Consider the following 18,870-nt stretch of genomic DNA (forward strand, 5'->3'; position numbering starts at 1 on the left):
TTGCGTTCTGATTTTCTTCAAACGCTCGGTTGATTTAATTTACAAATTCCAAAGAAGTTTCTTAGTATTGAAAACCGGTCCTTCCTTGCAGACGCAAAGATTTCCCTTGGTAGTTTTCTCCACACAGCAGAGACAAGCGCCCAGACCGCAGGCCATCATGTTCTCCAGTGAAACCTCGCACTCCACGTTGGCCTTCTGCGCATACTTAGCCACGCTCACCATCATCGGCTTAGGACCACAGGAAGAAATCATATCGAAGCTCTCATGCTGCAAAACAGAATGGTTGGTTACAAATCCCTGTTCGCCAGCACTGCCATCCTCGGTAGTAATACATACTCTTCCGATTTTAGCAAATTCATCAAGTTCGAGCAGATCAGTTGCCTTTCTTGCACCGAGGAGGAAGATAGGTTCAGCCCCCATATCCTTGATGCATTTTCCGAAATAGAGCAAAGGAGCCACACCAACACCACCACCCACAAGAAGGAATTTCTGTCCTGCTTCTGCAGGCATGGAAAATCCATTGCCCAATGGAAGCACACAGTTGAGATAATCGCCAGCCTGGAGATTACCCAACTGACGAGTACCATTACCAATCATGGCAACGAGCAACCAAAGTTCATTTCTGTCACGATCTACAAAATTGATGGAGATAGGTCGGCGCAACATGGTATTAGGTTCATGCTCCACCTTGACTTCTACAAATTGTCCAGGACACATTTCAGGAAGTGGCTTATCATCGGTAAGCTTAATCAAAACATGCTTGTCACTCAATGATTCCACTGAAACCACTTTAAGATCTATAATGTACTTTTTCATCACTACGATTTAATATGTTTCTTGTTCGACTACTTTTGGCTGCATTCAGCCTATATGATTTACTTACTGCCCAGCATGATTTTCCATCGTCCCGGATGAGGTTACCGGGCAAAAATCAGAAGCATGATGCAAAGGTAATGCAATTTTTCGACAATACAAAAGAAAATACACATATTTTATTTTTATAGAGGAAAAAGATGCAGAATCACACCCTGAGGAATGATTCTGCATCTTTTTTAAAAGAACGAAATATTCAATTCTGAAGAATGATGAAGGACATCATGAATGCCTCTTCACGGAAATACAAGCCATCGTCAAGACGTCATTCTGACCATCATCTGATATTTCATTCAGCCCCCATCAGGGTGCAATTCTGACAATGATTCAAACATCATTTCTGATCTTAGCCAGATTTTAATCATACCATTGTCGGCGTCTATACAACCGATATAGAGACTATGATTTCGACATTATTTTGCCTTCAATGCAAAACGACATTGTGACTACTTTTTGGGAACAAATGTCTCCCAGGTCTGATCATCATAGAAGATACGAATTTCGGTAATTTTTCGCTGAGGCTTGTCAATATATTTCACATTCTCGTGAGGCTGATTTTTTGGTGTATGATTTACACCGGGCATATTAGGCTGATCAAAAAGCGAGCCTTGATGCATCTGTGAAGAGGCTGCTGAAGACTCATTGGAAGATGAAGCACGAGAAGAAGCTTCAGCGGCAGACAGAGATGCATCGTCATCAAAGTCAAAAGCCAGTCCACCGATGGCAGGAGAAGAATCTAGCGAACTTGAAGCTGGAGTAGAGGAAGCATCATTCTGATTCTCATTTTCTATATACATAGGAGGAGTTCCATAGAGCAACCATTCGAGTCTTACCTGAGGAAACTTTTTGTGAATGGCGTCTATGTGATTGAGCGTCGGTTTTGTACGATCATTAAAAATACTGCTCAGCGAAGCCTCACCAATTCCCGTAAGCTGCGAGAAACTTTTCTGGGTGAGATGCTGATCTTCCATGATAAGTCTGATTCTATCTTTCATATCTTTAACTTGTAGAAATTTACATTTATTAAGTTTTCTAAAGACCCACCAGAAGCCCCCTAAAAGCCATCTGTGGAATATGCAATTTCGGAACAATGGGTCTCATAGGGCTAAAAAAGCCCTCTTTTCTTAGACTTTACAAAGATAAAACTTTTTTTGGGAATAAAAGAAAAATCTAAAGATTATTTGCATTTTTAAACTTTAGATTTCAATATTTATATTTATAAAAGTAATCTATAAAAGTCGGTTTTATGGTTTATATTTATAAATCTACATTTGTAATTCTATCTATTTTACAAAGAATTAGTTTAATAAAACTATATAATCTACTGGGTTATCCATGTTTAGAACCTAATAATATCGTAGTTTTATGCGGTTTATGCAAAGTTTAAGATTCAAGCAATGAATTTCACCCTTTTTATTTCTAACTAAAAAAGTTAAAATATTGGTTTTCAGTTACTTACAAACACAATAATATCTACGTATATTTATACACTTTAGAATATTAAACACTCTATTTATATTTATATTTATAAATATGAATAAATAAAAATCATATTAAGTTTTCAAGATTTATGATTTTAAATTTTAAATTCCATTTCTGTTTACATATTTAAATAACTAAACTTTTAAATCATAAACCTTGCTAAATGTTAACGCTAAATTTTAGAAAATCTAAAATGCTCTATTTTTCTGTTTTTCTCGTTCTCGCAGACGAGTCCGAATCTACTCTTAAATTCGAGAGTTTTGAACCATCTAAAATTAAGAAAAGATACGTAACATACTGATTTTCTGCTATTTACGCAAGAAATATCCCTTCAAGATAAAGCAAGAATATAGCTCAGAAAAGTGCAAAAATAAGTAAAATATAGGCAAAAATCCTCCTTTGAAACCATTTTCAAGCCTATAAAATCCCCATAAACAGACTAAAACTTCCCAAATTTACATTTTTCAAGCCCTCTCTCTCGACAATTGGGAAAGAGACAGCCTCAATGGTCTTGAGATAAACAAGTAAAAAACCCCTCATCCCACCCTACCAGATCTGGGTGAAAAAAACAAAAAAGAGGTGATTCCTTATCGGATCACCTCTTCAATATGCTGTCAGAAAACGAGGAAAAAACAATCCCCCACCCTTCATAAACTGAAAACTCAGCTTAGAAAACATGGTTCAGGAGCAGGCTCATTTCTCAGAAAAACCTCCTCAAAAATGAAGAATTTGAGAGCTTCCACATCATTAGTGAAGAATGAAGAAAATCAATTCTTTCATGAGTTCACCAGCCGAAGTATTCGGATTGCTGATACCTTTGCTCTTTGCATCCACCTCTCTAAATTTATCGATAATCTGCATTACCTTCACTCCTTTATAGTTTCTCATTCCTGTGATATAATCACGCACAGCCCAAGTTGACTTCAAATCCAGGAATAATGAAAGCGCTTTTTCATCCTGTTTATTGGGTGCATAATAAGCCAGCATCAGATTTTGGAAATAAGAAAAGAGCATCGGGAGTAAAGCAAAAAGCGAACCACTCTTCGGATTGCTGTCAAAATAGTTGATAATTTGATTTGCTTTGAAAACATCACGGTTTACAATCGCATTTCTCAATTCGAAGGCATTAAAATCCTTGCTCACACCAATCACCTTTTCCACCTGTTCCGGAGTCACTCTCCTATCATTCTCAGGAAGAGAAATCAGAAGCTTGTCGAGTTCAGAAGTCAGTCGATGTAAATCAGCACCGATGTGATCAGCCACCATCTGGGTGGCCTTCGGTTCGATGGTTGCCTTCTGCTGTTTCATATAAGTTTCTATAAAACCAGGCAATTGATAGTCTTTGAGTTTTTTTCCTTCAAAGACCACACCAATCTGTTCGGCGCGCGGAACCAACTTTTTTCTTCGATCAATACTTCCGTTTTTGTAGCTCATCACAAAGATGGTTGATTTTACAGGATTTTCGAAGTACTTCTCGATTGCATCAAAATTCTTCAAATTTTGAGCTTCTTTCAAAATCACCACCCGATGCTCAGCCATCATAGGATACCCTTTGCACTGATCAACAACTTGCGAAGCTGTCGTGTCCGCTCCAAAAAGAATCACTTGATTGAAGTTTTTTTCTTCCGGCTGAAGCACATTTTCTGTGATATAATCACATAGCTTATCTATATAAAAAGACTCATCTCCCATCAGGATATAGACGGGAAAATAGATTTGAGCCTTAAGATCTTTCATGATCGACTCGTAACTATTTGCTTGTTTTTTTTCTGCCATTCCGATATTTTTTTGTATCTTTGCAATGCCTTTTTCGCAGATTGCGGAGCAAAGCATAAGCTATTATTAATTGCATACAAAGGTACAAAATAATTTTGAAACTATATATAATTAGGTATAGGAAATCTTTCCTTTATATATAATAAGGTATATATATAATAAGGTATAGGAATTCTTTTCTATATATATAATAAGGTATAAGGAGCATTTCCTCAAAAAGAAAGATAGACATGACAAGATTGAATCTTCCCCCATTTGAAATCAAGTTGCGCGGCACCAAAGCGCAACCTCAGATATTCGATATTCTGAGAAAAAAATATATTGCGCTCACTCCAGAAGAATGGGTGCGGCAGCATTTCGTCCACTTTCTGGTAGAACACAAGGGCTATCCTGCAGCACTCATGGCAAATGAAATCCAACTGAAAGTGGGTGAAAAAACACTTCGGGCAGACAGTGTACTCTACTCCAGAGACCTGAAACCAAGAATGATTATAGAATACAAAGCTCCTCATATTCCCATCACACAAAAAGTATTCGACCAGATTTCCATATATAATATGCTCCTCCATGTTGATTACTTAGTGGTAAGTAATGGGCTGCAACACTATATTTGCAAAATGGATTATAACGATAAAAAATATTTATTCTTAGAGGATATTCCGGATTACGAAGAATTATTGACAGAATAAAAAGAGAGAAGGGAGAAAAACCCCAGAACTTTATAGAAAATCGTTCCGTAATTCTCCCCTTTTAACCCCTTCATTTTTTGAGAATTTCCGGGCAACTGGCCAGCTGATTTGAAATTCGAGAAATATGAGCGGGTTATTTTTTTATAAAAAGTTCGATTTATTTTTGTACTCTCCACAAATTACATTATCTTTGCAGAGTTTATTTGGATTAAAACATTATCTCAGACTAAAGGGATTGAAATATCATCTCAAACTAAAAGGGATTGAAATATGATCTCAGCCTAACGAGATTGAAACGTAATCTTTATTAATATGGTAAATCAAAACATGAAAATAGCTGTGGCAGGAACGGGCTATGTTGGACTTAGCCTTGCCACTTTGCTCAGCCAGCACCATCAGGTAACAGCCGTGGATGTGGTGGCTGAGAAAGTTGAACTTATCAACAACCGAAAGTCGCCAATTCAAGACGAATATATAGAAAGGTATTTGGCAGAAAAACCACTCCAGCTAAAGGCCACGACCAATGCAGCAGAAGCCTATAAAGACGCAGACTTCGTCATCATTGCAACTCCAACAAATTACGACCCTGTAAAAAATTACTTCGACACGACCCATGTTGAGGAAGTCATCGAACTGGTGATGCAGGTGAATCCAAACGCCATCATGGTGATCAAGAGCACGATTCCTGTGGGCTATACGGAGAATGTCAGACAGAAATACGGCTGTGACAATATCATTTTTGCACCGGAATTTCTCCGTGAGAGCAAGGCTCTCTACGACAATCTCTACCCCAGCAGAATCATCGTAGGCCGTCCGGAAAGCGATGAACGCCTCGACAAGGCTGCCCATATTTTTGCTGAACTGTTGCAGGAAGGAGCCATCAAGGAGAATATTGACACCCTGTTTATGGGACTGACCGAGGCTGAGGCCGTGAAGCTCTTTGCCAACACCTACCTCGCCTTGCGTGTAAGCTATTTCAACGAACTGGACACTTATGCAGAAATGAAAGGACTCGACTCCAAAGCTATTATCGATGGTGTAGGACTCGATCCACGCATCGGAACTTTCTATAATAATCCTTCGTTCGGATACGGAGGTTATTGCCTCCCGAAAGACACCAAGCAGTTGCTCGCCAACTATGCTGACGTTCCGGAGAACCTGATTCAGGCCATCGTGGAAAGTAACAGAACCCGAAAGGATTTCATTGCCGACCGTGTGCTCAACAAGGCTGGTTATTATGACTATGCCTACCAAAATAATTATTGTGCAGAGGAAGAGAAAGCCTGCACCATCGGAGTCTATCGCCTGACAATGAAGAGCAATAGCGACAATTTCCGCCAGAGCAGCATTCAGGGTGTGATGAAACGCATCAAGGCAAAGGGCGCACAGGTCATCATCTACGAACCTACGCTCAAGGACGGATCCACATTCTTTGGCAGTTTGGTGGTCAATGATCTCGAAAAATTTAAGAAGTTGAGCCAGGCCATCATTGCCAACCGCTACGACAAATGCCTGGACGATGTAGAGGACAAAGTTTACACTCGAGACATTTTCAGAAGAGATTAAAATCCTTTGAAAAGCTCAAGGAAAAACCTCCTGAAAGCAGGAAATCGCCTTTGAAAGTCTCAAGGAAAAAAACTCCTGAAAAGCAGGGAATCGCCTTTGAAAGTCTCAAAGGGGAAAAAACTCCTGAAAGTAGGAAATCGCCTTTGAAAGTCTCAAGGAAAAAAACTCCTGAAAAACAGGGAATCGCCTTTGAAAGTCTCAAAGGGGAAAAAACTCCTGAAAGTAGGAAATCGCCTTTAAAAAGGCTCAAGGAAGAACCTCCTGAAAAGCAGGAAATCTTCTAAAAAATAACGAAAGATAAAATAATAAAGAAATAACAAATAATAAACTAAATAAGAAAAATGGCAAAATTAGTAATTAATTCCTATGAGGAATTTGCATCTCACCTCGGACAGAAGTTGGGTGAGTCAGAATGGTTGCAGGTAGATCAGGATCGTATCAACAAGTTTGCAGACGCTACACTCGATCCACAGTGGATTCACGTTGACGTAGAGCGTGCCAAGGTAGAGAGCCCTTACCACAGCACAATCGCTCACGGTTATCTTACCCTGTCATTGCTCCCTTACATGTGGCAGCAGATTATCGAAGTGAACAACCTGAAAATGATGGTAAACTACGGTATGGACGAGATGCGTTTCGGTCAGCCAGTCATCACAGGTTCCCGTGTTCGCCTCGTAGCTACCTTGCATGAGATTGCCAATCTCCGTGGCATTTGCAAGACCAGCATCAAGTTTGACATCGAGATAGAAGGCCAGCGCAAGCCAGCACTTTCTGGCATTGCAACCTTCCTCTACTACTTCCAGTAATCACTCCCCAAAGAGAAGAATATGGCAGCAGGAAAATGGATTGGCGGCTTTCTCGGCTTCATGACAGGCGGTCCGCTCGGAGCACTTGCAGGCTTTGCCCTTGGCGCCCTTTTCGACAAGGGTCTTGACAGTGTAAACGAGGACAGCAGCAACCAGCAGGCATACGCCCACTCCAACAGGAGCTATGAGGGTCAGCGCAACAGTTTTATGTTTTCGCTGCTCGTACTTGCCTCCTACATCATCAAGGCCGACGGCAGGGTGATGCATTCAGAAATGGAGTTGGTGCGCCAGTTTCTGAGACAGAATTTCGGAGAACAGGCGAAACAGCAGGGTGAAGAAATCCTGCTCAAGCTTTTCGAGCAGCAGAAGCGTCTGGGCATGGCTGAATATCGTACGGTGATACAAGACAGTTGTCATCAGATACGTGCCAACATGGCTTATGAGCAGCGCCTTCAGTTGCTCAATTTCCTGGTCATGATAGCGCAGGCCGATGCTGTAGTAAGTCCAGAAGAGATTGCAGCCCTCAAGGAAGTGGCCATTCACATGGGACTCTCCGTAGAAGATGTCATTCAGATGCTCAATCTCCGCAGCGGTTCCTCAGCCACCAGCAGTCTCGACGATGCTTACAAGGTGTTAGGAATTGCCCCTTCAGCCACTAATGATGAAGTGAAAGCCGCCTATCGCAAAATGGCGCTCAAACATCATCCAGACAAGGTTGCTGCCCTGGGCGAAGACGTGCGCAAAGCTGCCGAGAAGAAATTCCAGGAAATCAATGATGCTAAGGAGAAAATCTTCAAAGCAAGGGGATTATAATGAATTACATTCTTCATTGAATTACACAGAGGAGGCTGACTAAAATCTGTTACTTCTGGGTTATTCGATGAAGAATAAAATATCGGATAAACACAAAAAGCTCGCCAGATTATTCTGACGAGCTTTTTATTTATCTTTTCCGCAGTTTTTTCCGAAGGATTTAATCTGTATATTCCAAAGAATATAATCAGTCATTCCGAAGGATCTATTCTGCAGAGGCTTTCAGCCGGGATTTATTCTGCATCCTCAGACTTCTTCTTGCGAATAGTGCGCTTGCGCTTTGGTTTCTCCTCTGCTACAGGATTGTCGATTTTAACACCAGCCAATTCTGGGTCGATGAGGATACGGCCGCAGTACTCACAAGGAATAATCTTCTTATGCATCTTGATGTCCAACTGGCGCTGAGGTGGAATCTTGTTGAAGCAACCGCCACAGGCATCGCGCTGTACATATACAATACCCAAACCGTTGCGGGCACCCTTGCGGATACGCTTGAAGCTGGCAAGCAGACGTGGCTCGATCTTCTTCTCCAGTTCAGCAGCTTTTTCCTTCAGGTTCTCCTCTTCCTCACGAGTTTCCTCCATGATTCCGTCGAGCTCAGCACGCTTCTCAACCAAACCTCTTTCGCGGTCCTGCTTCTGTGCCAAAGCATGATCCAGGTCAGCCTGCTTTTCGCGGATTTTCTGTTCACCCTCACGGATCTTCTTGTTGCAAAGCTGGATTTCCAACTCCTGAAACTCGATTTCCTTGCTCAAAGTATCATACTCACGGTTGTTGCTAACAGTTTCCAACTGAGCCTGATAGCGCTCTACACTTGCCTGAGCGTCCATGATCTCAGCATGCTTCTGAGACAAAGCTCTGTCAAACTGGTGGATTTCGCGATCAATGTTCTCGATACGAGTTGCAAGACCGGCGATTTCATCTTCCAAGTCCTGAACTTCCAGAGGAAGCTCACCACGCAACGCACGTTTCTCATCGATAGAAGACAAGGTGGTCTGAAGCTGATAGAGAGTCTTCAACTTCTCTTCCACTGTCAAATCTGTAGGATCTTTCTTTGCCATATTATTAATATTTAAAAAATTATTTTTATTCTTCTTTATTTTCTTACAAAATTTCCCTTCTGCCCTCAAAAGGACAAAGAGGAAGGGAAAACTATCCCCCAATTAGAACCTCTGAAAAGAGGAAGGGAAAACACCCCCTATTAGAACCCCTGAAAGAGGAAGGGAAAACACCCCCAATTAGAACCCCTAAAAAAGGAAGGGGAAAACACCCCCAATTAGAACCTCTGAAAAGAGGAAGGGAAAACTATCCCCCAATTAGAACCTCTGAAAAGAGGAAGGGAAAACTATCCCCCAATTAGAACCCCCTGAAAGAGGAAGGGAAAACTATCCCCCAATTAGAACCTCTGAAAAGAGGAAGAGAAAAACTATCCCCCCAATTAGAACCCCCTGAAAGAGGAAGGCCCCCAATTAGAACCCACGAAAAATTTCTCATTTCTCATTTCTAATTTTATCCCCTCTTACAGGTAAATGATCGGATTGGTATTGATTTCCGAGATTTCACACTTCACTCCAGGGCATTTTTCCGTGATAATGCTGCGGAAGATTTCGCTCGTAAACTGTTCGCTCTGATAGTGACCGATGACGCAGATTTGGATTTCCTGCTCATGGCCGAAGAACTCATGATAGTGCATTTCGCCCGTAATGAAAGCATCAGCACCAGCCGCGATGGCAGCATCCAGCAGGAAAGAACCTGCCCCGCCACAAAGCGCCACCTTTCTGATAGGCCTGCGCAGCAACTGGTTGCACTGCACACATTCCGCCTGAAAACGCTCCCTGAGCATCAGCACCAGGTCGTCGGCAGCTATTCCGTCTGCATGCAACGTATCAGCCTCGTCAGTTATTTCGCCTATCACTCCTTCTCCGCCTTTCACACCGTCAATCTCCTTCTCGCCTCCGAAGAAACGCAGGTTGCGAAGTCCGAGTTTCTCAGCTATTTTGAAGTTGACACCACCCTTCGCCGCATCCATATTCGTATGCATGGATACGATGGTAATATCGTTCTTGATAGCCTTCCTCACGGTGCGCTGCACATAGTTTTCGTCTGAAATTCTCGCCAGTTTGCGGAAGATCAGCGGATGATGACTCACGATGAGGTTACAGCCCTTTCGGATGGCCTCATCTACGACGGCCTCAGTCACGTCAAGACACAACAATGCCCCTGACACTTCTACCGCCTCTGTCAATCCAACTTGCAGGCCGGCATTATCGTATCCTTCCTGCAAGGGCAGAGGCGCGTAATGTTCAAGGGCATCAACTACCTGATATATTTTCACGCTCTTAAAATATTTTATTTTCATGCACTTTCATCGTCTTTTCATGTCCTATCAGACATCCCGATTAGAGTGCAAAACTATGCTTTGGAGTGCAAAGTTACGCATTTATTCGCAAAAATATCACGAACACTCCTTTTGTTTAATATAATTTAATACTTTCCGATAAAATTATCCGAATACTCTTCGCCCAATTCACATTTTTTCCTTATTTTTGCAACCAAATTGTTTTTAAAAAATCAGAACGCTTATGTATCACTCAACTTTACCTTTCGAATTCGTACTTCCTGCCGAATGGGAACGTCAGAGCGGCATTATGCTCACTTGGCCTCACGCTGAAACAGACTGGAAACCCTATCTGCGACAGATAACAGATACTTATCTGGAACTGGCTGATATCATTACCCGATATGAACACCTCCTCGTGGCTACTCCTATCTTGGAGAGCACCAGGTCGATGCTTGCCAAAAGACTGTCGGCCGACCAAATGAACCGTGTCCACCTCTTTGAAATCGACAGCAATGATACATGGGCACGAGATCATGGTCCGATCACTCTGGTGTGCAAGTCGCAGAACTCAGGCTACATGATGCCTTTCACCCTCCTCGACTTCAAGTTTAATGGATGGGGAGAAAAGTTCCGTTGGGAGAAAGACAATGCCATCACGCAAAACCTGTATTATCAGGGAGCTTTCCAGAACTGTGCGGTCAACAACCATCAGGGATTTGTGCTCGAAGGCGGCAGCATCGAGAGTGATGGCAAGGGCACCATCTTCACCACCTCCCAGTGCCTTCTGGCGCCTCATCGCAACCAGCCGTTCAATCGTGAGCAGTTGGAAAAGCTCCTGAAGAATTTCTTCCAGGCGCAGCACATCGTCTGGCTCGACCATGGCAATCTGATTGGCGACGACACCGACGGCCATATAGACACCATCGTGAGAGTAGCTCCCCACGACACCTTATTATATGTAGGGTGCGACAATCCTGAGGATGAACAATATGAGGATTTCCAGGCACTCGAAGCCCAACTCAAGAAGCTCTTCACCTTCGAAGGCTATCCTTACCGACTACTGAAATTGCCAATGCCGGACGCAATCTATGATGATGGCGACCGTCTGCCGGCTACCTACGCCAACTTCCTCATCCTGAATGGAGCCGTGATTTACCCTACCTACAACCAGCCAGCGAAAGACGAGGAAGCTAAAAAGCAGATTCAACTCGCCTTCCCAGACAGAGAAATCATCGGTGTAGATTCGCTCACCATCGTCCGCCAGCATGGAAGTATCCATTGCCTCACCATGCAGTTGCCAGAAGGAGTTATCAGAATGCAGGCACCAGCCCAATTCTAAAATGGTTTACAACGACTTTCATCTATTAAGATGTATTTTGTTAAAGACCAAGAAATTTAGCTGGATTATAGGCTTTTAGAAAGAGGAAAATCCTGGAAGGGAGAAGAAAGGATTTTCGGAAGAAAAAAAAGAAAAAGAATAAGAAAAAAAAATGAAACTCGGATTTTTACAGTTACATATTACGGCAGATATTGCCGACAACAAGAGCCGCCTGGCAGAAGGCATTATTGACCTTGCCCACCGCGGCGCAGAACTCATCGTATTACAGGAATTGCACAATACGCTTTATTTCTGTCAAGTAGAAGATGTGGATAATTTCGACCTGGCTGAAACGATTCCTGGTCCATCCACCGATTTCTACGGCAAATTGGCCAAAGACCTCGGCGTAGTCATCGTCACCTCCCTTTTCGAGCGACGTGCACCAGGACTTTATCACAATACGGCAGTAGTGATTGAGAAGGATGGAACCATCGCCGGCAAATATCGCAAGATGCACATTCCTGACGACCCAGCCTACTATGAGAAGTTCTACTTCACTCCTGGCGACCTCGGTTTCCTGCCTATTCAGACTTCCGTGGGCAAGCTCGGCGTGCTCGTCTGCTGGGACCAATGGTATCCAGAAGCAGCCCGTCTGATGGCTCTTCAGGGAGCAGAAATCCTCATCTATCCTACAGCCATCGGCTACGCCAAGTATGATACGGAGGATGAACAGCAGCGCCAGCGTGAAGCATGGACCACTGTGATGAGGGGCCACGCAGTTGCCAACGGCTTGCCTGTAGTAGCCGTCAATCGTGTTGGTTATGAACCAGATCCAAGCGAGCAGACAGGCGGAATCCAGTTCTGGGGCAGCAGTTTCATTGCCGGTCCTCAGGGCGAGCTTCTTTACCGTGCCAGCGACAATGAAGAAGAAAGCATCGTGGCAGAAATCGACATCAAGCACAGTGAGGATGTGCGCCGCTGGTGGCCATTCCTCCGCGACCGTCGCATCGAGAACTACGGAGATATCACCAGGCGATTCATTGATTAAACCGTTTTTTGCCGGAAATTCCGATAGAATATCGGGATTCCGGCATACATATATATATAAGGTATAGTTTTTCAGGATAAATGGAGAATTTGGAAGTGATGGTGGTACTTTTCATCATCGTAATTTTAGGTTACGTCGCCTGCAAGTTAGGATATATGGGCGACAAGTTTGACAAGAAGTTATCCAGCATGGTGGTAGATATCACCTGCCCTCTGCTGGTGCTCTCGTCTGTAATGGGCGATGAGCTGCCCGACCGCACGCTCATCCTCCCGCTTTTGGGCGTAGGTTTCCTTACTTACATCCTTTTGCTTGTATTCGGTTTCGGGGTGTCCCGTCTCATCACACGCAATCATGATGATCAGGGCATGATTGGCTTTGCCCTGATGTTTGCCAACGTAGGATTCATCGGCTACCCTATCGTGTCGAGCATTTTCGGTCCGAAGGCCATTTTCTATGCAGCCCTGCTCAACATGCCGAACACATTCTTTATCTTTACAGCAGGCGTCATGCTCATCAAGGGCGAGTACAGCATTAAGCAGTTCAATCCTAAGGTACTGTTTTCTCCGGCCCTTCTTGCTGCCTTCGGGGCTGCTCTCCTGGTAGCCTTCGGGGTTCATACTCCTGATATCATTGCACGTCCAGTAACGATGGTGGGCAATGTTACGGTTCCGGCGGCTCTGATGATTATCGGTTCCTCGATGGCCAAATTGCCGTTGAAGGAGATTATCGGCAGTCCGAAGGTATATCTTTCCTCGCTTCTGCGTCTTGTGGCAGTACCTCTGAGCATCTATTTTCTGTTCAGAGTATGTGGGGTAAGCGATCAGGTCAACAACATTAATACGGTGGTCATTGCGATGCCTGTAGCGAGTTTCGGCACGATGTTCTGTCTGAAATACGGCCGCAATCCATCGCTCATCACCGAAATGACGTTCATCACCACGGTGGGCAGTATCATCACCATCCCGCTCATCACCCTCCTCTTTTCGAAATAAAAGAATCCCCTGATGTAACAGAAAGCATCAGGGGATTTTTATTTACGCAATGACACCTTATTTTACACATTAAACGAAAAAACTCCTTCATTTTTTCGTTATTCCCCGATTTTTGCTTTATCTTTGCAGCTATAATCCTTTACCAATCATATAAACAGAAATGAAGATTAACAACATAACGAAAAAAAACCTGCTCCTCATCTCACTGGCGATGGTCAGCACTACTTACCAGACACAAGCTGCACCGATTGAACATATCGGCGACAGATACATCATGCATCTACAGGAAATGGAACTCACCGGCGAAGAATCACTCCTCGACATACTTATGATGTGCCCGGAAATCATCTCGCTCGACGGCAACAACATCATCGGCGGAGATCCCTTCGCCAACCTCTACGGCAAGTTCGTCATCCGTATTGACAACCAGGAATACGGACTCGATTACGCCACCTTCCTCCACCATTTCAAGGCTCGGGAGATAGAAACCATCAAGGTGTGCCAGAACGCTGAAGTGATGAAGGGATGCAGCAGTCTGAAGAAAGTCATCGACATCACGCTACGCAAGAAAGAGAACGGAACCACCGGCAGATGGGGACTCTTCGGTGATACCTACGGTGGCGCAAAAGGCATCGTCAGCGTCATCAGCCAGCAGGATAAACTCCGTGTGCTCAGTCATGTAGAAGGCAACTTCCAGCGCACCTCCAGCAGCGATAAGGACGCCTACCAGGGCATCTCAGGCATCACCGTGAACCACTACTCCCACGAGGGTGCCAAGCTCAATCTGCTCTGGACGCCTACCGCGAAGGATGTGCTCGAAATAGATGCGATGCAGACCTATACCCGCAACCATTTCACCCACACCCCGGCAGATTACGTGCGCGCCTATCATCTGCAGGCCGACTATACCCGCACGCTCGCCGACAACGGCTCCAGCATCCTCTTCACCCTGGGTGCCGAGCACATCAGCGACAACGGCCGCACGCAGGAAGAAACCCAGACTGCGCCCTACCAGAACCACTCCACCTACCCCTTCATGGTGGTAGAATACGCCACTCCGGTCATCACCTCCAATCTCTGGATTACGGCAGGATTCGAGGGAGGACTCTCCATCGAGAAGAACTGCATTGCCGGCTACATCAACCATTCCAACTACCAGGATTTCTATGCCCAGCTGGATTACAACATCGGCAAGTGGGGATTCATGGCAGGCGACCGCTTCCGCATCATCAACTTCCGACCTAAGCAGATAGCGCCCGAAGAGCACTGGAAGCATACCACCCACAACCATATCTACTCGGCAAGTGCCTATTACACCTTCACACCGGGACATACCCTGCAGGCCACCTACTGCCGCCGCATCTTCAATCCTGAGTTCGGCGATTTCGTAACCGCAGGCGATATGGAGGGTGCCTGGCAGCCGGTTTATACTGCGGATATCGGCAACAGTATGGCCAACGTGATAGAACTCAAGCATACCTACAGCCGCCCAGCCTTCGTGCTCAGCACCTCGGTAAAGAACATTCACCAGCACCAGCTCAACTCCATCCACGACAATACGCTCGGCATCGGAACCACCGCCTTCTGGCATAAGGGCATCATGCGCCTCACTGCCGGTATCAACTACTTCTGGCAGCGTAGCGAGACCCCTTCTGAGGAAACTCAGCAGCGCGATGCAGATTACAACCATTTTGCCGTATTCAAGCTGGCACCGCAGTTCACGTTAGCCGATGGCTGGCGCCTCACTTCCAACATCATCTGGTGCACGCGCCGCAGCAGCAATGCCTATACCCCGGCTAATCTCTATGCCGAAGTGGGAGTATATAAGAATCTGGGTAAGCACTGGACGCTTGAAGGCCGCTTCCACGACATGGCAAGCCAGCACTTTGGCAACCGCGCCGCCACCATCGGCTGCACCTATTATTTTTAACCCTCTTTTCTCACCTATCGCCAACGGCTTTATTTACGAGAAACAGAGAGGATACTGACTTCCAAAGAGAGAAGACTCTCAGAGAGAGGACTTTCAAAAAAGTTTTTTCAATGAAAGAAGAAAGAAAAGAGAAAGAGGACTTTCAAGGAAGATTTTTCAAGAAAGAGAAGAGAAAGAGAGGACTTTCAAGGAAGATGTTTCAAGAAAGAAAAGAGAAGCGAAAGAAAAAAAGAAAATAGAAAAAAACAAATCCCAATCCTTTGGAATCAATTCCGTGGATTGGGATTTTTATTATGCAGAAGAAATTATAGTTAATTTCAGTAAGTTTTCTAAAGACAACTTGAGAATTTTCTAAATGAACATTAGAAAAACTTGTCAATATCAATGGAGACTCCTATCTGGAAGGTCACACCATCCGTAATCGGACTGTTCAGATAATAAAACTTAGGCTTATAACCGAAGAGATTATCCAGCGCAGCATTCACCTTCACCGCCTTGCCGATGCGCTGCACCAGCGAGAGTTTCCAGAGGGTGTAGGCAGGATATTCCACGGAGATCGTGCCCTTGCTCACATCATAATAGTCCTTGTATTCCACATTCTCCACGCCCGAAAGCACACGCCCCTGCAAACCGATGTTCAGCCCATAGTTGCTGCTTATCTGGCGATCGTAGTCCATGCGAACGTTCAGCGCATGCTCACGGGCAGGAATATACTGGTTGTTGATGGAATTCCCGTCCTTGTCCTTCGCCAGCTGCTCCTTCGTATAAGCATAAGTGATGCGAGCACCCAGACCATTGTTCCATTTCGCCTGTGCCCCTACTTCACCACCACACACGCTGTAGTCGTCCAGATTAGAATAAGGCAGGTAAGGCAGCTTGTCTTCCGCCGTCTTGAAATAAGGAGCCGCCGTAGAAAGTTTGTTCTTCACCTTATTATAATATATAGAGGCCGTATAGTTGTAGTGGCCCTTAGTATATTCGGCCGAGAGATTGAAGTTGTGGCTCACCTCCGATTTCAGATGCTCGTTGCCCTCCACGATCCAGATGCCCGACATATCGAAGTTGTAGTACTTCTCCTTCAGCGTAGGCGCCCTGAATCCCATACCATAGCCGGCACGGATGGCAAGATTGCGCAATGGCTTGTAACAAACGTTCAGCTTCGGCGTGAGATGAGAATCCTTGCCATCGGAGAAATAGTCGTAGCGCAGCGCACCCACCAGTTCCCACTGGTCGTTGAGGCGCCAGTCGTACTGAGCAAAGAGATCCCAACTGTCCTGCTTCCTGGTTTCTCCCTCCAGATTGGTGTTGTAGAGATAGTCGTGCAGCAGGTCGGAACCCACGGTCAGCACGTCGCCACCCCCAAAAGTATGATTGTAGAGCAGGCGGAAGGAATTCTGCACATTACTGTAGTCACGGATGTCCAGACGGGTGATGCGCTGATAGTCCGACTTGTCATACTGGTCGAACGCATAACTTGCCTGCAGGTCGTCAGCATCCGAAATCTGCCAGTTCATGCGCAGACCGCCCGAGAAGTCACGGTAGCGCTCAGGCTGGTCGGCCGACCTCACTGTTTCACGGAAGAAATATCCCGCACGCCCCGTCAGACTGAAGTTGCTGGCAGGACTCCACGTCAACTGCTCCTTCAGATTGACCGTCTTATCCCCATACACCGTAGAGATGATGCGGGTCACGGGATTCGCCGCACTGTGCACATCGTAATTGTCCATGCGGTTGAAGTGGGCAGAGAGCATATTGTTCCAGTGTTTGGAGTTCAGCCCCCACGTAGCCCCATATCGCTGCTCGTTGTGCTTAGCATATCGGGCATTCACGTTGAGCGTCCAGGGCTGTCGGTTGCGCTTGGTGATGATGTTGATCACGCCGCCCGTAGCATTGCTGCCGTAGAGCGCCGAAGCCGCACCCTTCACGATCTCGATACGTTCCACATTATCCATGTTCAGACGGGTGAAATCCACATCGTCCATCGTCTCTCCCGCCAGTCTCTCGCCGTCCACGAGAAAGAGCACACCCTGTCCTCCGAAACCGGAGAAGTTGAGATGGGTCTGCTGGTTCATCGCATACGAGAATTCCACGCCCGGCAATTCCTGTTGCAGCAAGTCCTGCACATTGGTAGCATCCAGTCGGGCAAGTTCGCGTGCATTGATCACGCGCGTCTGAATCGGCGTGTTCTTCAGGAATTTAGGCGTACGAGTGCCTGTCACCACCACCTCGTTGAGGTCGAACTGGCGACAAACGGAGTCCACGTAAGCATCATCCGAGTCCATCGCAGCCGCAGCCGGCGCCGTCCCAGCCATGAGCATGGAGAATAAAATATATTTCTTCATTGTTATTTCTAAAAATCAGGATTGCATCGGAAACCCGTTGCATTTACTAATAAGGATACTTGTAGTTGATGGTGAGAAAACACTTCTTTCCCTCCTGCGACAGATAGTTTTCCAGCTGCAGGGCAGCATAAGTACCATCCTTGAGGCGCAGGATAAACACATGATTGTTCATGCTGAAGGCAGGCGGCATAGGTGGAATTTTCATGCTGAGCCATGATGAGAGCACCTTGTTCACGCAGATGCCCTGCGAAGGCACGTAGCCCATCAGCATCAGGTCCTGACTGTCCCACACCAGGTTCTCGCTCCATTCATCCTCCTGGAAGTTCATGTTTCTGAAAGCCTCGCTGCTCTCCGGCAGTTCGTCCATCGAAGTATAGGAAGTCTCCAGCACCGCCCCGCCGTTGGTTCTCACATTGTTACGGTGTACGGCCAAGGTCCATTCCTCAGGCTCCTCCTGCCCCTCAGTAGGCGTATAATAAGAGAAGGTGTTCTTCTTGATTCCCTCTCCGAAGACATCAAACCAGTACATATATTGTCCCGCCTTTCTGCCCTGTGTAGCCGCCTCATGTCCCGCCTCCGACTCGTCCTTCTCGCCGGTGGCAGTCATCGGAATCGGGTAAGCCGCAAATTCCGTCTGCGCCTTCATCAGCGCCTCCTCATCCCCCGCCTCAGTGAGTCGCTGCAGCAGGTTCAGGTCCACATAATACCAGTCTGTCCAACTGGTAGCATCTATCAGAAGCTGACCTTTCGCCGGCACTATCTCCTTCGGCTGGTCGTAGATATCGTCAAAAATACCGTTGCAGGAAGTGAGCATCAGGATTCCCACTCCAGCAACGGTCATTTTGAGATGATTCATGATTGAATGAAATATCATCTGCTAAACAAGTTTATCAA

The 18,870-nt window shown here is 45.5% G+C and carries 17 protein-coding genes; 10 read left to right on the top strand and 7 right to left on the bottom strand.

Annotated features, from left to right (window positions below; genetic code table 11):
* Nucleotides 1-39 precede the first annotated feature (39 nt).
* The 3 genes from EXN75_RS00210 to holA all read right to left on the bottom strand — a co-directional run bounded on the left by EXN75_RS00210 (nucleotide 40) and on the right by holA (nucleotide 4,131).
* Nucleotides 40-816: a dihydroorotate dehydrogenase electron transfer subunit gene (locus EXN75_RS00210; RefSeq protein WP_022111071.1), complete on the bottom strand. Its 777-nt coding sequence runs from the start codon at nucleotides 814-816 to the stop codon at nucleotides 40-42.
* Nucleotides 817-1,319: 503 nt separating this feature from the next.
* Nucleotides 1,320-1,868, bottom strand: a complete 549-nt coding sequence (locus EXN75_RS00215; protein WP_134842330.1) for a helix-turn-helix domain-containing protein — start codon at nucleotides 1,866-1,868, stop codon at nucleotides 1,320-1,322.
* Between the two features lie 1,234 nt (nucleotides 1,869-3,102).
* The gene (gene holA / locus EXN75_RS00220; RefSeq protein ID WP_134842331.1) at nucleotides 3,103-4,131 is read right to left on the bottom strand and encodes a DNA polymerase III subunit delta; all 1,029 of its coding nucleotides are present in this window, start codon (nucleotides 4,129-4,131) and stop codon (nucleotides 3,103-3,105) included.
* Between the two features lie 230 nt (nucleotides 4,132-4,361).
* On the opposite strand from holA, the gene EXN75_RS00225 reads away from it, so the two are divergent.
* From EXN75_RS00225 to EXN75_RS00245, 5 genes are all read left to right on the top strand, one after another.
* A complete protein-coding gene (locus EXN75_RS00225) occupies nucleotides 4,362-4,820 on the top strand; it encodes a type I restriction enzyme HsdR N-terminal domain-containing protein (RefSeq protein ID WP_118116377.1) in 459 nt (152 codons plus the stop codon).
* A 312-nt stretch (nucleotides 4,821-5,132) separates the two neighbouring features.
* Complete coding sequence (locus EXN75_RS00230; protein WP_408005907.1) at nucleotides 5,133-6,386, top strand: nucleotide sugar dehydrogenase; 1,254 nt, start codon at nucleotides 5,133-5,135, stop codon at nucleotides 6,384-6,386.
* A 50-nt stretch (nucleotides 6,387-6,436) separates the two neighbouring features.
* Nucleotides 6,437-6,670, top strand: a complete 234-nt coding sequence (locus tag EXN75_RS00235; RefSeq protein ID WP_134842333.1) for a hypothetical protein — start codon at nucleotides 6,437-6,439, stop codon at nucleotides 6,668-6,670.
* Nucleotides 6,671-6,727: 57 nt separating this feature from the next.
* Nucleotides 6,728-7,192, top strand: a complete 465-nt coding sequence (locus tag EXN75_RS00240) for a MaoC family dehydratase (RefSeq protein ID WP_022111066.1) — start codon at nucleotides 6,728-6,730, stop codon at nucleotides 7,190-7,192.
* Between the two features lie 21 nt (nucleotides 7,193-7,213).
* A complete protein-coding gene (locus EXN75_RS00245) occupies nucleotides 7,214-8,005 on the top strand; it encodes a TerB family tellurite resistance protein (protein ID WP_134842334.1) in 792 nt (263 codons plus the stop codon).
* A 233-nt stretch (nucleotides 8,006-8,238) separates the two neighbouring features.
* On the opposite strand, the gene EXN75_RS00250 is transcribed toward EXN75_RS00245, so the two are convergent.
* Both EXN75_RS00250 and EXN75_RS00255 read right to left on the bottom strand, forming a co-directional pair.
* Nucleotides 8,239-9,066, bottom strand: coding sequence for a zinc ribbon domain-containing protein (locus EXN75_RS00250; protein WP_118116383.1), 828 nt, complete (start codon nucleotides 9,064-9,066; stop codon nucleotides 8,239-8,241).
* Between the two features lie 458 nt (nucleotides 9,067-9,524).
* Entirely contained in the window at nucleotides 9,525-10,340 is an 816-nt protein-coding gene (locus tag EXN75_RS00255) for a Nif3-like dinuclear metal center hexameric protein (protein WP_134842410.1), read from the bottom strand.
* 247 nt (nucleotides 10,341-10,587) lie between these two features.
* Between EXN75_RS00255 and EXN75_RS00260 the strand changes: the two genes are divergently transcribed.
* From EXN75_RS00260 to EXN75_RS18445, 5 genes are all read left to right on the top strand, one after another.
* Nucleotides 10,588-11,685, top strand: coding sequence for an agmatine deiminase family protein (locus tag EXN75_RS00260; RefSeq protein WP_134842335.1), 1,098 nt, complete (start codon nucleotides 10,588-10,590; stop codon nucleotides 11,683-11,685).
* 151 nt (nucleotides 11,686-11,836) lie between these two features.
* Entirely contained in the window at nucleotides 11,837-12,712 is an 876-nt protein-coding gene (locus tag EXN75_RS00265; protein ID WP_134842336.1) for a carbon-nitrogen hydrolase, read from the top strand.
* Nucleotides 12,713-12,792: 80 nt separating this feature from the next.
* Nucleotides 12,793-13,704, top strand: coding sequence for an AEC family transporter (locus EXN75_RS00270; RefSeq protein ID WP_134842337.1), 912 nt, complete (start codon nucleotides 12,793-12,795; stop codon nucleotides 13,702-13,704).
* Between the two features lie 160 nt (nucleotides 13,705-13,864).
* Complete coding sequence (locus tag EXN75_RS00275) at nucleotides 13,865-15,634, top strand: TonB-dependent receptor domain-containing protein (RefSeq protein WP_134842338.1); 1,770 nt, start codon at nucleotides 13,865-13,867, stop codon at nucleotides 15,632-15,634.
* A gap of 110 nt (nucleotides 15,635-15,744) precedes the next feature.
* Nucleotides 15,745-15,873 (top strand): hypothetical protein, encoded by a 129-nt coding sequence (locus tag EXN75_RS18445; RefSeq protein WP_281279437.1) that lies wholly within the window; start codon nucleotides 15,745-15,747, stop codon nucleotides 15,871-15,873.
* A 123-nt stretch (nucleotides 15,874-15,996) separates the two neighbouring features.
* On the opposite strand, the gene EXN75_RS00280 is transcribed toward EXN75_RS18445, so the two are convergent.
* Nucleotides 15,997-17,976, bottom strand: coding sequence for a TonB-dependent receptor plug domain-containing protein (locus EXN75_RS00280; protein ID WP_134842339.1), 1,980 nt, complete (start codon nucleotides 17,974-17,976; stop codon nucleotides 15,997-15,999).
* A 46-nt stretch (nucleotides 17,977-18,022) separates the two neighbouring features.
* Entirely contained in the window at nucleotides 18,023-18,832 is an 810-nt protein-coding gene (locus tag EXN75_RS00285) for an HmuY family protein (protein ID WP_246031241.1), read from the bottom strand.
* Between the last annotated feature and the right edge of the window lie 38 nt (nucleotides 18,833-18,870).

Source organism: Segatella hominis (genome assembly GCF_004535825.1).
Taxonomy (GTDB): Bacteria; Bacteroidota; Bacteroidia; order Bacteroidales; family Bacteroidaceae; genus Prevotella; species Prevotella hominis.